13 protein-coding genes are annotated in these 15,042 nt (G+C 62.6%); 4 read left to right on the top strand and 9 right to left on the bottom strand.

The annotated features are described in order from the left end of the window. The first annotated feature begins 27 nt into the window (after window positions 1–27). From ACEN9P_RS04295 to ACEN9P_RS04280, 4 genes are all read left to right on the top strand, one after another. Window positions 28–3,213, top strand: coding sequence for a LamG-like jellyroll fold domain-containing protein (locus ACEN9P_RS04295; RefSeq protein WP_495621194.1), 3,186 nt, complete (start codon window positions 28–30; stop codon window positions 3,211–3,213). Beyond that, on the top strand, window positions 3,210–5,720 hold the full coding sequence (locus ACEN9P_RS04290; RefSeq protein WP_495621193.1) for an Ig-like domain repeat protein: 2,511 nt from the start codon (window positions 3,210–3,212) through the stop codon (window positions 5,718–5,720). The genes ACEN9P_RS04295 and ACEN9P_RS04290 overlap by 4 nt, the downstream gene beginning before the upstream one ends. A 16-nt stretch (window positions 5,721–5,736) precedes the next feature. Further along, a complete protein-coding gene (locus tag ACEN9P_RS04285) occupies window positions 5,737–5,958 on the top strand; it encodes a hypothetical protein (RefSeq protein WP_495621192.1) in 222 nt (73 codons plus the stop codon). 88 nt (window positions 5,959–6,046) lie between these two features. Continuing rightward, complete coding sequence (locus tag ACEN9P_RS04280) at window positions 6,047–6,802, top strand: AAA family ATPase (protein WP_495622138.1); 756 nt, start codon at window positions 6,047–6,049, stop codon at window positions 6,800–6,802. A 153-nt stretch (window positions 6,803–6,955) separates the two neighbouring features. Here the strand turns inward: ACEN9P_RS04280 and ACEN9P_RS04275 are convergent, their stop codons facing one another. The 9 genes from ACEN9P_RS04275 to ACEN9P_RS04235 are packed head-to-tail and all read right to left on the bottom strand — an operon-like array spanning window position 6,956 to window position 15,027. After that, complete coding sequence (locus ACEN9P_RS04275) at window positions 6,956–7,438, bottom strand: type II secretion system protein (RefSeq protein WP_495621191.1); 483 nt, start codon at window positions 7,436–7,438, stop codon at window positions 6,956–6,958. A gap of 9 nt (window positions 7,439–7,447) precedes the next feature. Then, on the bottom strand, window positions 7,448–7,933 hold the full coding sequence (locus tag ACEN9P_RS04270) for a type II secretion system protein (protein ID WP_495621190.1): 486 nt from the start codon (window positions 7,931–7,933) through the stop codon (window positions 7,448–7,450). Then, window positions 7,930–8,340: a type II secretion system protein gene (locus ACEN9P_RS04265; protein WP_495621189.1), complete on the bottom strand. Its 411-nt coding sequence runs from the start codon at window positions 8,338–8,340 to the stop codon at window positions 7,930–7,932. Before ACEN9P_RS04265 ends, ACEN9P_RS04270 begins: the two co-directional genes overlap by 4 nt. Window positions 8,341–8,351: 11 nt before the next feature. Further along, the gene (locus ACEN9P_RS04260; protein WP_495621188.1) at window positions 8,352–10,424 is read right to left on the bottom strand and encodes a secretin GspD/PilQ domain-containing protein; all 2,073 of its coding nucleotides are present in this window, start codon (window positions 10,422–10,424) and stop codon (window positions 8,352–8,354) included. Then, entirely contained in the window at window positions 10,421–11,065 is a 645-nt protein-coding gene (locus tag ACEN9P_RS04255; protein WP_495621187.1) for a hypothetical protein, read from the bottom strand. The genes ACEN9P_RS04260 and ACEN9P_RS04255 overlap by 4 nt, the downstream gene beginning before the upstream one ends. Next, window positions 11,062–11,706 carry a hypothetical protein gene (locus tag ACEN9P_RS04250; RefSeq protein ID WP_495621186.1) on the bottom strand — a complete coding sequence of 215 codons (645 nt, stop codon included), beginning with the start codon at window positions 11,704–11,706 and terminating at the stop codon, window positions 11,062–11,064. Before ACEN9P_RS04250 ends, ACEN9P_RS04255 begins: the two co-directional genes overlap by 4 nt. Next, window positions 11,703–12,395 (bottom strand): hypothetical protein, encoded by a 693-nt coding sequence (locus ACEN9P_RS04245; protein ID WP_495621185.1) that lies wholly within the window; start codon window positions 12,393–12,395, stop codon window positions 11,703–11,705. Before ACEN9P_RS04245 ends, ACEN9P_RS04250 begins: the two co-directional genes overlap by 4 nt. Next, window positions 12,392–13,237 (bottom strand): hypothetical protein, encoded by an 846-nt coding sequence (locus ACEN9P_RS04240; protein WP_495621184.1) that lies wholly within the window; start codon window positions 13,235–13,237, stop codon window positions 12,392–12,394. Before ACEN9P_RS04240 ends, ACEN9P_RS04245 begins: the two co-directional genes overlap by 4 nt. Beyond that, window positions 13,234–15,027: a GspE/PulE family protein gene (locus ACEN9P_RS04235; protein WP_495621183.1), complete on the bottom strand. Its 1,794-nt coding sequence runs from the start codon at window positions 15,025–15,027 to the stop codon at window positions 13,234–13,236. Before ACEN9P_RS04235 ends, ACEN9P_RS04240 begins: the two co-directional genes overlap by 4 nt. Between the last annotated feature and the right edge of the window lie 15 nt (window positions 15,028–15,042).

Below are 15,042 nucleotides of genomic sequence, written 5' to 3'. Positions count from 1 at the left end.
TCCAAGAGTTTCCCGAGTTTGGGGAGCATGCTGCTTGTACTTTGCCAGACGGCAGCGATGGCGGCGTTTCCCGCGACAACTCCCTTGATAAAGTGGAATCCCGCGGATGACAGTGGCGTCGCCGGCTACACCACCACGCCGGAAGCGGCCTGCGTCAAGTCCGTTCCCTATTGGGTGGGCCAAGGTTATGGCCCCGCCGGCTCTGTCTATCATCATGTCGACCCCAGGCCGGGCTATGAGACCGTCCAGCAAAGATGCTGGGCGATAGGCCCTTCGGGCGGGGAACCCTACTGGCTATCTGTGCTGCAATTGATGGGTTCATGCGACGGCGGCTTGACTTATACAGCCGGCATATTGTCCTGCCCCGCGCCTTGCCCTCCAGACTCGAAACAAATAGGCGACTCATGCGTCTGCAAGGATGGTTTTGGCGACGCACCGGACAATAAATCCTGCGCTATTCTTGAGGAAAGCAATGCCGCGCAGGAACCTGCGCCTGCGCTGTCATGCCCCAAACCGGTGGATCCCAATCCGGGGTTTGGCAACCCGATCTATCCGTTGACAGGCAGCAAGGTGGAGCCGGTCGCGACGGGAATTGAAATAGGCGGTATGGCCTTGACCCTGAGCTACGACAGCACATCCAAGGCGCCCGGCTCCATCTCCTCGGCATACAACCATCCGGCCTCATTCGGGGAATTGTGGTTCACCAACCTTCATCGCAAGTTGGTGCTGGCGCCTACCCTCAAGACGGCGATGCTTTCAAGGGGCAACGGCCGCATCCTCAGTTTTACGGGGACTGGGACTGGTGTCTTCAGTGCTGCGGCCAACCGAAGCGAGACTTTGACCGCTATCGCCGGAGGTTACCGCTTGACGGACCCTGGCAGCGGCACACAGGAGATTTATGACAGCACCGGCAAACTCACCAGCCTGGTCACAGCCCGTGGGAAAGTCCTGAGTTTCTCCTATATCGCGCAGGACCTGGCCTCTATCCAGGACAGCGACGGCAGGGTCATACGCTTTGCTTATGCCAGCGCCGGCGTCGTCAGGCGCGTTACCAAGATCACCGATACCATCGGCCAGACCATCAATGCCAGCTACGGCTCAACCGGCAATCTTGTGTCGCTGACCTGGCAGGACGGAAAGGTCCGCCAGTTCCTCTACGAGAACACCGGCTTCCCTTGGGCCTTGACGGGCGTGGTGGACGAGAACGACACCCGCTATGCGACTTTCGGCTACGACAGCCAGGGCCGAGCCGTCTCGACCGAGCATGCGGGTGGCGTGGACCATTTCAGTGTCAGTTACACCCAGGCGCCTTCGGTCTCGGTGGCCAGCAGCTACAACGCCGGCACCAATGTGCTCAGCCGCACCAGGTCCTGGCAACTGCCGGTCAGTCCGGTGCTCACCACTCCCAATGGGGCTAGCGCGGCCATGGGCGTGCAAAACCGTTTTGGCATGCCGGCGCTGACCAGCATGAGCCAGCCTGCGGGCTCGGGTTGCGCGGCGGCCAGCAATGCGATGAGCTACGACGCGAACGGCAACCTGGCCAGCCTGGACGACTTCAACGGCCAGCGCAGCTGCTATGCCTACGACAGCAAAAACCGGCCCGTCACCGTGGTGGAGGGATTGACCAATACGGCCAGTTGCGCCGCCGTGCTTATCGCCAACGCCAGCTTGCCCGCTGGCAGTCGAAAGCTCAGCACGCAGTGGCACCCGGACTGGCGGCTGGCGAGCAGGCAAGCGCGGCCCTTGCAGCTCATCACCAGCGTCTACAACGGCCAGCCCGATCCTTTTAACGGCAACGCGATTGCGAGTTGCGCCCCGACCGCCGCCAAAACACCGGATGGCAAACCGATTGCCGTGCTGTGCAAGCAGGTCGAGCAGGCCACCACCGACGCCGACGGCAGCCTGGGCTTGTCCGCCACAGTGGATGCGGGTATTCCGTCGCGGATTTCAAGTTACACCTACGACGCTGCCGGCCGCACGCTCACCAGTACCGACCCGATGAGCCGGGTGGCGACTTATGCCTATTACGGCAACTCAACGGACTTCACCGATCCTTCAGCCAGCCCGGACGCGTCCTTTTCTTCGGTGAGCCTCCTGTTGCATGGAGACGACGCGGATGCGTCGACAGTAATGTCTGACAGCAGCCCGATTCCCAAGACCATCGTAACCGGCGGCGATGCCAAGGTCAGCACGGCGCAGAGCAAGTTCGGCGGCTCGTCGATCTATTTCGATGGTTCACGTGACTATCTTTCCCCTCCCTCCGATGCTTCCCTCTCGATGGGGGCTTCCGATTTCACGATTGAAATGTGGATTTACAAGCTTTCCAACAATCCCAAGACATCACGTATATGGAACACCGATGGCGTGGTGGACATCAACATTGGCATCGATACCGTCGGAAATCTTGTGACTTACGGTTCGACCACGGGCACAAGCTGGAGCGCCTGGACGTTTCCGACAGGCGTTTTTATTCCCAACGGCGTCTGGAAGCATATGGCGCTGGTAAGGTCGGGCGGTACTGTGACCTTTTATGTGGACGGTATCGGCAATGTCGTTACGACCACGTTGGGCACGGCATCTCTTGCCGCCGCTGGAACCCACGTGATCGGTGGTCAGGGGATGGGCGCTGACCGGGCATTTAATGGGTACATTGATGAGGTGCGCGTTACCAAGGGTGTTGCGCGCTATCTGGCCAACTTTACGCCGGCCACGCAGGCTTTTCTCAACGGTGACCCAGTTCTGAAGCCGAGCGCCACAGGCCATCGCATTGGTGACCTTCTGTCGATCACCAACGCTGCAGGCCATGTCACGCAATTCACCCTGTATGACGGCGCCGGGCGGGTGCGCCAGATGGTCGACCCCAAAGGCGTGGTCACCGACATGGTTTACACCCCGCGCGGCTGGATCAGCAGCGTGTCGGTAACACCCCCGGGCGGAGTTGCCCGAATCACCGCCTACACCTACGACAACGCAGGCCAGATGACGGGCGCCACCCTGCCTGACGGCACAACGCTGGGCTATAGCTACGACGCGGCGCATCGCCTCACAGCTGTGACGGACGCCAAAGGCAACACCGTCACCTACACCCTGGACGCCATGGGCAACAAGACCGGCGAGCAGGTCAAAGACCCCTCGGGCAACCTGCAAAGAAATATCACGCGCGTCTATGACGCCCTGAACCGCGTGCAACAGGTCACGGGAGCGAGCAATTGAAAACCACCACCACCACCATCACTCAAGCAGGAGGATTCAGCATGAGCAGCCTTAGCCTTACCCGAGCTTTTACCGCGTGGCTAAGCCGCCTGGTGCTGCTCATCCTCATGGCCCCGGGCATGGCCTTTGCCGGCCCGACGACCACGGCGCTTTCAAGCAGTGCCGGTACCGCGCCGGTTGGGCAAAACATCACGCTGACTGCGACTGTTACGGGCGCGAGTCCTACGGGTAACGTCACCTTTAAAGATGGCGGCACCACCGTGGGTAGCAGCGCCTTGAGCGGTGGCGTGGCCACCTTGAGTACAAACTCTTTTGCCCTGGGCAGCCATACCCTGAGCGCTGAATACGCGGGCGACAGCAACAACGATCCCTCGACTTCTGGCGCGGTCGTTGTGGCCATCAACACCGGCACCCTGACCTGGCAATACGGCTACGACGCCATGGGCAGGCCCACCACGGTGCTGGACCCCAACGGCCTGGCCAGCTACACCTACTACGACAGCCTGGGCCGTCCCATCCAGACCCAGCAGCCGGCCAATATCGGAAGCGCCACCCCGACCACCACCGGCTTTGCCTACAACGCCGCCGACGGCCTGACCCAGGTCACCGATCCGCGCAACCTGGCGACCACCTACAGCCCCAACGGCCTGGGTGACGTTACTGCGCAAACCAGCCCGGATACCGGAGCGAGCCAGTACACCTACGACGCCAAAGGCAATGTGCTGAGCAAGACCGACGCCCGCGGCAAGCTGACCCAGTACACCTATGACAGCATTGACCGCCTCAAAACTGTCAACTACGCCACGGGAACGGGAACGGTTTTTGAATACGACGGCGGAGCCACCCCCACGCCAGCTGTGATGGGCGAGCTCACCAAAATCACCGACGCCAGCGGCCAGGTGACTTACAGCTACGACAGCATGGGCCGCAAGACCGGCAAGACCCAGGTCACGGGGGCTAAAACCTTCACTGTTGGCTATACCTGGGGTGATAGTGGAAGCGCGCTCGACAAGCTGACTGCGATTACCTATCCGAGTGGAACCCGGGTGAATTACATCTATGACGCGCAGGGTGTGGTTTCGGGTATTACCGTCAATCCACCGAACAGCAATGGTGTGGGCACCAATACCGGTAGCACGCTGCCAATGTTGAATGCCGTCACCACCAATGCAGAAGGAAAGATGACCGGCTGGACCTGGGCCAGTACCAAGACCCAGGCCATCAGCTATGACGCCAATGGCCAGATCAGCGCTTACAACCTCGGCGACCCGACAACCACCGGCATCCGCCGCACCATCGTTCGTGACGCCGCGGGGCGCATCACGGGGTACACCCATGTCAGCAATGGAAGCCCTGTTCCCGCACTGGACCAGAGTTTTGGGTATGACAACCTGAACCGCCTGATCAGCGCTACGCTGGGTGCTACGGCGATCCAGTACAGCTATGACGCCACAGGAAACCGCACAGCCAAGATGATCAGCGGCACGAGTTACCCCAACGCCATCTCGGCCACCAGCAACAAGCTGACCCAGACCCAGGATGTGGGTGGTACGGCCACCGTGGTGCATGACGCGGCCGGCAATATTACGAGTGATGGGACCAATACCTATACCTATAGCGATCGGGGACGGCTGGCGACCATGACGAATACCGGCGGCGTGGTCACTTACAGCTACAACGCTTTAGAGATGCGGGTTGGCAAGACTGGGCCGACGGCATTGGTTCCGACCGGTGCTACCTACTATGTCTACGACGAGTCAGGCAAGCTGATCGGCGAATACGATGCCAACGGAGTTCCGCTCTACGAAACCATCTACTTGGGACGCCCGGTCGGCGTGGTGAAGCAAACGGGGACGGCTGGCGCTAGCAATATTGCGATCAGTCTATACAACGTCTCGACAGACCAGCTCGGTGCGCCGCGCATCATTACGCGGCAATCAGATGACGCGATTGTCTGGCGCTGGGACTCAGCAGAGCCATTTGGTGCGACGACACCGGATCAGAATCCGAGCGGGCTAGGAGTATTTAGCTTTGATCAACGTTTGCCTGGTCAAGTGTTTGATGCCGAGAGCGGCTTGTTCCAGAACTGGAATCGGGAATACAACCCGCGTATTGGGCGGTATATGCAGTCGGATCCGATTGGACTGGCAGGAGGTATAAATACGTTTGCTTATGTAGAAGGGGATCCTCTCTCAAGGTTTGATACCTTAGGATTGAAACCGCAGATCGACTTGTCAAAAGTCAATGATCCAGACCCCTACTCTCAGATTTCAAAGAACACTACTGCATTGGCAGTGTCGAAAGACGCTTCCTGCGAGCAAGGTGGCGAAACTTCCTCTTCCTTCAATCCAGCAAGAACCTCAATAACGCTTGTTGATTTGGGTATTGGCAATAATGTGAGTGAAAATAAAAAGAATATGTGCATCGAAAGATGCATCGGAACACTGCCTACGCGGGATTTCGGCTTTAAATTCTGGAATTGCGTGAACAGATGTATGGCTGAGTGAGCTACAGGAGAAAATCATGATCAATGATGAAATTGTTGCTAAAGAGATAAGTCAGCTTATGCTGACTTATGCCCAGACGCTTGATCAGAGCGTTGAGCAAGTGGAGGCGAAATGCAGTGCGAGAGAATTTGAGGCGTATCGAACCGCCGTTGGGAAAATCATGGGTTATATGTTGTTGGACATCATGAATCCTCTATACGAACTGCATCCAAATTTGAAACCGAAAGAATTGGATTAATTTGGGCCGAATGAGGATGGAACTGGTATTTATGAAAACTCCGGTGTTCGTCGTAATGCTCTTTCGAATTTAATCGTCGATGGCCTCCATCATTTCAAGCCAATTCGCCAGTCGCATATCCTTGCTGCGTGAAAAAATTACGTCGTTTGATGATTTCCCATTTAACTTGCCCGCAATTCGGTCACTTGAAAGCCTTGATCTCCATTCGAAGATGACGTTCTTTGTCGGGGAAAACGGCTCGGGAAAATCGACTTTACTTGAGGCTATCGCGGTCTCACTTGGTTTTAACCCAGAGGGCGGTACAAAAAACTTCAACTTTGAATCGCGTGCTTCGCATTCAAATCTCGATCGATATTTACGTATTGCCAAGGGTTTCAAACGTCCAAGGAACGGGTTTTTTCTTCGAGCGGAAAGTTTCTTTAACGTCGCCACGGAAATTGAACACCTAGATGCTGAACCGTCCTTTGGTCCACCCGTGATCAACTCCTACGGATTCCGTTCGTTGCATGAGCAGTCTCATGGGGAGTCTTTTTTGGCGCTGATTAACCATCGCTTTGGTCCCCATGGCTTGTATGTCCTTGATGAGCCAGAGGCGGCGCTCTCACCACAGCGACAGCTGACGGTTTTGTCCAGAATGCATGATCTTGTGCTGGAAAATTCTCAATTTATCATTGCAACGCATTCGCCGATATTGATGGCGTACCCGGATGCATGGATTTACGCATGCACGAAAGATGGGGTGCACCGTATTGAATACACCGAGACAGAACATTATCAGGTTACTCGCGATTTTTTATCCGATCCACAGCGCATGCTGCAGATACTTCTTGAAAAACGCGATTAGCTGGTCAAATCTGGAGTCAATGATTCATCTGCATTGCTAACGCGGATAGCTACTGTCTCGACTGGTCGACGTGCCGGCTCATCCCCTATTACCCGAAAAGGCGCGCAGCATGCGACGGCAGGAAACACAGTCGGCGATAGTGGCTACCGCCCCTCAATTCACCGCAGCCACAAACACCCACTCCGCATAAGTCTCCTTGTCCTGGAAATCCCGGTACTGGATCGGGAAATCCCGCCTCTTGAACGCGCTTTGTGTGGAGCGGCTGTGCACACCCAGGATGCCGCCCGCACCTTGAACCAGCACCCAGTCGGCCTCACCCGTCATGGGGTCGGGATACAGGCGGCGCAAATGGCGCACCGGCATGGGAAAACGTTTGTCTTCCAGCAGGTCCTCAAGGGACCGCGGCGGGGACTGGCTTTTGCCTGCGGGCACGCTGCTGTAATAAGATTTGATCGCGCGGCGGTACTGGTCGCCGACAAACAGCAGCTCGGCTTCCTTGGCGCGCTGGGTGTGGGTGCGTTGCAGCTCCACCATGGCCGATGCGCCCAGGGTGGTAAGCAGCAGAAAAATCAAGACCGCGAGCAGAACCAAGCCGGACTGGCCGGCCAAAGGCTTGCTCGAACGGATGGCTTTCACGGCTCGCCCTCACCAGCTGCGGTAAGCCGTACCGTCCAGCCCTTGCCTGGAGGATTTCGACGAAACATCAAACACATCCGCACCCGGCTGCGGCGCTTCGGCGCTGCTGCTGTAGGCGCGGGTGTTCCAGGTCTGCGCGTCGCTGAGCGCCGGGTCTTCGGCAAACGGGTCGCGCGGGACTCGGCGCAGCAGCACAAAGGGTTGGGCCGAAAATCCAAAGGCCGCGGAACGCGGCACGCCGGTGACCAGCACTTCCAGCGAGGGCGGGTAGCCCGAGGCGCCCACGCCTTTGTCGATCACGCCGGCGTCGGAGGCCGCCTTGTAGCTGTCCAGCGCCTGGCGTATCACGCGCAAGCCCTGCTTGAGTTCGGCCTCCTTGGCGCGTGTCTGCACCACCTGGGTCAGCGGCACGGCCACCATGGCCAGCAGGCCCACAATGGCCAGCGAGACCAGCAGCTCTATCAGCGTAAAGCCGTGCTGCGCGGGCTGCCTCATGGCGCGGTGCTTTCCGCTGTTACCGGCGGCAAGGGGCCGGGCATATTGGGTGCGCGCACGTCGTAAATGCCGGGCTCGCTGCTGTTCGGTACCGGCAGGGTCTCCCAGGCGCGTGAGCCCGAGACCGGGTCCAGCGGTATCTCACGCAAATAGCGTTTGTCCACAATCTCCTGCAGCTGCGCCGGGTACTTGCCCTGGTCGGCGCGGAATTTGTCGATCGCATCGCGCAGCGTGGCGAGGTTTTGCGCCTGGACTTTTTCCTTGCCGCCGTCCAGCGCCTTGAAGTAGCGCGGCGTGGCCAGTGTCAGCAGCAGCGCCAGGATGGAGAACACCACCAGCAGCTCTATCAGCGTGAAGCCGGCTTCAGGGCGATGGCCCGTGCGCGGGCGGCTGGGACGGAAAACCACGACGCCTCTTGTCAACGCTGGATCATGGGCGGAGGCGGCGGCAGGCCGCCACCGCCCAGCGGCATGGCGGGCGCCTGCTGCGGAACGGATGGTGCGGACGATGGCGCCCCCGGCACCCCAGGCGCACCGGGTGGCTGCGGCGCCGGCGAGATGCCGCTGACAGGTGTGGGTGCGGGCGCGGGGCGGGCGCCTGTCGAGTTGGGCAGGCTCAGGCCGCCCACGGGGTCGGCCAGGATCTGCCGGTCGCGCAATGTCAGCGCCGTGCCCGAGAACACGCTGGACCTGTCGCTGCCCAGGTTGGCATAGCTGCGCAGCACGCGCGGCGTGATGGCCAGCACGATTTCGGAGCGGGACTTGTTGGTGCTCGAGTTGCCGAACAGGCGCCCGACCACGGGCAGGTGCCCCAGGCCCGGGATCTTGTCGGCGGTGTTGCGTTCCTCGTCGGTGATCAGGCCGCCCAGCACCTGCGTCTCGCCGTCGGCCAGGCGCAAAAAGGTGCTCGCATTGCGTGTGCCTATCTGGTACGAGCGGCTGCCCTGCGTGTCGGTGAACTCACGCGCGATATTGCTGACCTCAAGGTTGATCTTGATGCCCACGTCGTTGCTGGCGTACACCTGGGGCTCGAACTCGAGCTTGAGGCCGACATCCTGGTAGGTGATGGTGCCGGTGACGACCGAGGAGCCGCCGTTGACCGGCGTGACGTTGTTGATGATGGTGGGCACGCGATCGCCAATCATGATCTTGGCTTTCTCGCGGTTGCGCGCGCGTATGCGCGGGCTGGCCAGGATGCGGGTTTCGGTGTCTTGCAGCTTGAAGTTGAGGGTGCCGGCAATTGGCGTCACGGTCAGGCCGCCCACGCCCAGCTGCCGCAGCTGGCTGATGGTGAGGTTGCTGACGGTGCCGCCCGGCGTAGTCGCGCCGCCCGTGGGCGTGCTGATGGTGATGGCGTTGGGCGGCTGGACACCCAGGTTGCTGTTGCGCCCCTCGGAGATTTCCAGCACTTCCACTTCCAGCATGACTTCCGGGTCGGGCTCATCGTGCAGGGCGATCAGTTTTTCGGCGATGCGCAGGGTCTCGGGCGTGTCGCGTATCACCAGCAGGCCGCTGCGCTCGTCGGCCGACACGTCCTTGAGCTTGAGCATGGTCTTGAGCATGCCGGAGAGGTATTTGAGGTCGCTGTTGGTGACGCGGAAGGAGCGCACCGTCAGCTCCTGGTACTCGGACTGCTTGGCCGCCGTGGCCGCGTAGACCATCATGGTGTTGCTGTTGATGATGCGTTTTTCGAGCTGGTTCTGCATCAGGATCAGGTCGATCGCGTCCTCGACCGCCACGTCCTTCACAAAAATCGTGACCCTGCCGTCGGCCTTGACCTCGCGGTCCAGCAGGATGTTGAGGCCCGTGGATTTCGACAGCGCCTCAAACACCGTGCGCATGGTGGCATCGCGGAACTGCAGCGTCACCGGCGAGCTCATGACCGACTTCGCCTCCCGGAAACGTTCGCGCTCCAGCTCGGCGGCGGCCCTGGCGTCCAGCACGGCTTTGCGCAGCTGCGCCGCCTGCTTGTGGGTGGGCTGGTCGGCCAGCACGCGCGCCGCGCGCTCGCCGGCCGCGTCGAGCTTGCCCTCCTTGAGGTAACGCTCGCCCTCGGCCAGCAGCTGGTCGTTGCGCGCGTCCTGGTCCAGCGCCTTGAGCGCGGTCGCGGCCCGGATGTTGCTGGGATTCAGTGCCAGCGCCCGGCCGTAGAGGTCGCGCGCGCCGGCGATGTCGCCGCTGGCCCGCAGCTGGTCGGCCTGCTTGACGAAGGCGTCGGCATGCCTGTCGCGCTGCACCAGGTAGTCGATCTTGTAAGACTGGCTACCGTCGAGTTCGGTCGCTTTTTTGAGCGAGGCGATGCCGGAGTCTATGTTCCCGTCGCCGATCTGGCTCATGCCGTCCTGGTGGTAGCGCGCGCCGGCGCAGGCCGTCAGCAACAGGCAGGCCAGCACGCTGGAAGCCACCGGTGTCCTGCGGCCGCGTAGCTCGCCCAAGCCCCTTGTTGTGGCAGCCCTCCCGGAAAGCCCGGCATTGTGTTCAATGGTTGTCATCGTGGGTTGTCCAGAAGTTGAAGCGATTGTTTTTGGCCCAGGGGGAGGTAGGTGAACACCACGCGGTCGGACGTGATCTCGTCCACCCGGTAGCTGCCGGCGACGGTGTCGCCTTTTTGGATGACGCTGAGGTTGTCGCCATGCTGGATAAAGGCTTGCAGCTGGCCGTTGGCGATCTTCTTGCCCTGGATGGCGCCCACCGCGGTAAAGGGCAGCGGCGGTGCCATGGGTGGTGGTGGCGGCGCGGGCTCTACGGCCACGGGCGGCGCTGGCGGCTTGTGGGCCTTGACGGGGGCGGGCGGCGGCGGGGGCGGTGCCACCACCTGAGGCGGGGGCACAAACTCGGGCGCCAGCGGGCCGAAAGGATCGCGCACCACCATTTTGTTCATGCGCAGGCTGGGGCTGTTCATCGCGACGTCCACGCGCTGCGATGCGTCCTCTACCGGGAATGCAGGCGCGGTGCCGGCCTGCGGCGGGGCGGCCAGCGCCGGGCGCTGGCGTGGCGCCGCCGCCAGGTCCAGGTCGTCGTCACCCGCCTGCAATTTGCCCTGCATGGCGGCAGCCAGCACAAAGCTACCCAGGCCGGCCGCCACCAGCATGGCGGCTTTTTTCCAGCCGGTTTTGGGTTTGCTAGCGCTCACGGCATGCCTTTCGTGCCGCCCGCTTCGGGGGCGCTGGCCGGCGTCTTCCTGGCGGCGGCTTGCGTGCCCTGGGCGGGGGCCGTGCGCGGTGAATACACCAGTGCCAGCTTGAGGAAGACCTGGTGCTTCACGGTGGTGCCGTCCTTGCGTTCTATGCGCAGCTCCTGCACCGCCGCGTGGGGCATGGCATTGAGCACGCTCGCGAGAAACTCCTTGAGCGTGCTGTAGTTTTCATTGATGCGCAGGTCCACCAGGCGGGTGTCCAGGCCCAGGGCCGTCGGGTCCGCATCGCGGTAGTCGCCGCTGGCCAGCACAATGCCCTGGCTTTTGGCGATGTCAAAAATCTGCGCCAGGTCGGCCGTGTAGTCGCTGGCCGGCGGAAAGATCACGGGCACACCGCGCACAGCGCTGGCCATGGGTTTGGTGCCCGGCTTCTGGGCCTGGCGCAGCTCCAGCTGCAGCGTGTTTTTTTTCAGGCGCAACTGCTGCGAAAGCCCCAGCAGCAGCGCGCCCACCAGCAGCAGCCCAAGGCCGCAGAGCACGGGCCAGCCCAGGGCGCGCAGCGGCGCCAGGCCCGCGCCGCCGCCAAGGCGGCCAAAGCGGCCGAGCGCCGTGGTGATCAAAGCAGGGCCGCGCGTCATGGCGTGGGCGCCTTGCTGATGCCGGGCTTCAGAACGGGAGCCGAGACCTGCGCCGGCACCAGCGGTGTCAGCGGCGTCTGTGGGAGGAGTGCCCCGGGGGGCGGCTCCTTGGCCAGGAACACACCTTCGTTCAAGCGGTTCCAGCCCGCCGTCAGCCGGAAGCGAAAAGTGGCCGGGCTGCTGCGCTCGTCGAGCTGGTGGCTCACGATGCGCACATCGGAGAAACCGCTGACCGTGCCGAGCGCCTCGGTATAGGCCAGCATGGACGGGTAGTTGGACGCCATCAAGGTGAGCTCTATCTTGCGGCTGGCCGGGTTGGCGGTGTTGGGCACCATGGACAGCAGCGTGACCCGGCCTTCGACGGTGTCGGCCGCGGCCTCCAGGGCTTCAAACATCAGCGACCACGGCGTTTGCAGCAAGGCTTCGAGCTGGCGCCTGGCCTTGATCTTCTCGAGCATGGCGGGGTTGTTCTCGGCCCGCCGCATCTGCTCGCTGAGCGCATTTTGCTGTTTCGAAATTTTTGCCTGCTGCGAGCGAACGCCTTCAAGCTGCGCGCCGGTGCGCAAGCTGATATAGAGCCCGGCCAGCGCGATGCAAACGCCCGCGGCCAGGATCAGCCAGCTCAGCGGGCGGTAGCGCGGCGCGTCTGGCGCAAACTCAAAAGGGCTTTCGACCAGGCGCCGGCTCATGCTGCAAGCTCCGTGGTGGTGGTGGCGGCGGCAGGCCAGGCGCAGGAGACGACCTGTTCCTCCAGGCCCGCGCCCGAGGCGATCAGGAAACGCTGCAGCGCGGGCTGCAGCCAGGGGTCGCTGTCGGCCGGCGGCGCCTGCGTGACGGTGCGCCAGGCATTCACGGCGCTGCCCTCCACCACGCGGATAAAACCCAGCGCCGCATGGCGACGGCCCGAGGGATCGAGCTCCGTCCACACCAGCGTGCGCGCATCGCGCCGGCGACGGCTGGCTTTGAGTTCGCTGTCCAGCCGTTCCACAATCGCCGGCTGGCAGCTTGCCAGTGCCATGCGCTGGGCCTGGGCCAGTGCCTGCAGGCCGGCGACCAGGGCTGATTCGAGCGTGATCACGCACAGGTGCGCCTGGCTGGCCTCCATGCGCCAGCGCACGTCGTGCGCCGCCGCCTCCGCGCCTATGGCCTCTTGCGTCACCGCTTTCGCCACGGCCCGCAGCTGTGGCTCCGAGCGCGCCGAGGGCGAGGACAGATCCATGGGCGCGACGCCGACATAAGAAGCGCTCACGCCCGTGCGCACCACCAGGCGGCTGCCGTCGAGTGATGTCGGGTGGCGCGCGCGCAGCGCCTGCAGGGCTTGCGCGCCGGCTTCGAGCAGGTCGGCCAGGGTGTCGGCGCGCGTGGCGCCAAGCGTCCAGCTGGCTGTTTCGGTCAGCGCGGCGGCCGGTGTTGGTTCAACCGGCTTTCGTTGAAGTTTGCGCACCACGCGGCTGCCCCAGCCGGCCACGGCCGGGCTGAGCGTCGCCCGCAGGTGGGAGGCGCTGATGTCGAGCTCGATCACCGGTTTCATGAAGAGACGGCCTCCGCGGGCGCCGCGGCCTGCAGGTTTTCACGCGGGGTGACGCGGTTGATTTCTTCCACCGTGGTCTGCCCGCCCATGGCCAGCGCCACGGCAGAGTCGCGCAGGCTCATAAAGCCTTTGCCGCGCGCGACCTGCTTGATTTGCGAGATGGGCGCCTGCCGCACCAGCAGGTCGCGTATGTCGTCGTCCATCTCGAGCGTCTCGGCAATCGCCAGCCGTCCCTTGTAGCCGGTGCCCCGGCAATGCGCGCAGCCCACGGCCTGCATGAACTTGGCCTGTCCCAGGTCCAGGCGCTCCGCGGGAATGCCCAGACGCGTGAGCTGCTCGGGTGCCAGGCCGGCGGGCAGCGCGCAATGCACGCACACGGCGCGCAACAGGCGCTGGGCGACGATGCCGGTCAGCGCCGACACCAGGCTGTAGCTGTCGACGTTCATGTTCTTGAAGCGGCCTATGACGTCGAACACATTGTTGGCGTGCACCGTGGTGAACACCTGGTGGCCGGTGAGCGCGGCCTGCACCGCGATCTGGGCGGTCTCGGCGTCGCGGATTTCGCCCACCATGATCTTGTCCGGGTCGTGGCGCAGCACCGAGCGCAGCCCGCGCGCGAAGGTCAGGCCTTTTTTTTCATTGACGGGAATCTGCAGCACGCCCTTGAGCTGGTACTCGATGGGGTCCTCGATCGTGATGATCTTGTCCAGGCCGGTGTTGATCTCGGAGATCGCCGCGTACAGCGTGGTGGTCTTGCCGCTGCCGGTGGGCCCGGTCACCAGCAGCAGGCCATAGGGCAGGCCCGAGGCCTGGCGGATAAAGTCCTTGGCGCTTTGCGCGAAGCTCAGCGTGTCCAGGCTCAGGGTCTGGAACTGGCCGGTCAGGTGCTTGCGGTCCAGCACGCGCAGCACGGCATCCTCGCCGAACAGGTTGGGCATGATGGAGACGCGGAAGTCGATCTCGCGCCGCTCCACACGCACCTTGAAGCGGCCGTCCTGCGGCGTGCGCCGCTCCGAGATGTCGAGCTCGGACAGCACCTTGATGCGCGAAATCGCCTGCTGCCCCATCTCGGCGTTGTCGATGCGCTTGACGTTTTCCAGCACGCCGTCGATGCGGTACTTGACGTGCAGGCCGACCGGCTGGGTCTCAAAGTGGATGTCGGACGCACCCATCTTGAGCGCGTCGTACAGAATCGAATCGACCAGGCGCACCAGCGGGTTGGCCGTGGTCTCTATGCCCGCGATGGACAGGACCACCACGGAGGCATCGACGGATTCCGCCTGCACCAGGCCGGCAGGGTCTTCCTCTTGCGCGCTGCCCATGGCCATCAGGTTGCGTTCGGCATGGGCCAGCCAGGCCTGCACGTCTTCGATGAGCGCCAGGCCGCGCACAACTTCATCCGCGCCCGTGCCGCCCAGTTGCAGGTCTATCCACTCCTGGCCCTTGAGGTCCAGCGGGTCGCTGACGACCACGGTGCGCAGCTTGTCGCCGGAGGGGGCTGTGGACCAGCCGGCCAGGCAGCCGCGCGCCTGGCAGTCTGCAAACGCGATCAGCTCGAAGTCTGGCGTTATGCCCTGCAGCTCTTGCGTGGCCATGGCGCGCAGGCCCAGCGCGGCCGCGACATCGGCCAGCACCTGCGTGGCCTCCAGCCCGCTTTGTTGCACCATCCACTGCAGGCGCGAACCCACTGCCGCCGCCTGCACCGCTTGCTGCATCAGCGTGCGCCCGACCTGGCCGGCGGCCGCTTCGGCCGGCGGCGCAAGAGAAACAAGGGGGAGGGGGGCGTTCATGGGGGAAGGCGCTTC

The organism is Polaromonas sp. Polasp52, assembly GCF_059491565.1.
This window is presented reverse-complemented; position numbering and strand designations above follow the sequence as displayed.

Coding starts and splice junctions, on each gene's coding strand:
- ACEN9P_RS04295 (WP_495621194.1), top strand. CDS start 28: ATGCTGCTTGTACTTTGCCAGACGGCAGCGATGGCGGCGTTTCCCGCG.
- ACEN9P_RS04285 (WP_495621192.1), top strand. CDS start 5,737: ATGATCAATGATGAAATTGTTGCTAAAGAGATAAGTCAGCTTATGCTG.
- ACEN9P_RS04270 (WP_495621190.1), bottom strand. CDS start 7,933: ATGAGGCAGCCCGCGCAGCACGGCTTTACGCTGATAGAGCTGCTGGTC.
- ACEN9P_RS04260 (WP_495621188.1), bottom strand. CDS start 10,424: ATGACAACCATTGAACACAATGCCGGGCTTTCCGGGAGGGCTGCCACA.
- ACEN9P_RS04250 (WP_495621186.1), bottom strand. CDS start 11,706: ATGACGCGCGGCCCTGCTTTGATCACCACGGCGCTCGGCCGCTTTGGC.
- ACEN9P_RS04245 (WP_495621185.1), bottom strand. CDS start 12,395: ATGAGCCGGCGCCTGGTCGAAAGCCCTTTTGAGTTTGCGCCAGACGCG.
- ACEN9P_RS04240 (WP_495621184.1), bottom strand. CDS start 13,237: ATGAAACCGGTGATCGAGCTCGACATCAGCGCCTCCCACCTGCGGGCG.
- ACEN9P_RS04235 (WP_495621183.1), bottom strand. CDS start 15,027: ATGAACGCCCCCCTCCCCCTTGTTTCTCTTGCGCCGCCGGCCGAAGCG.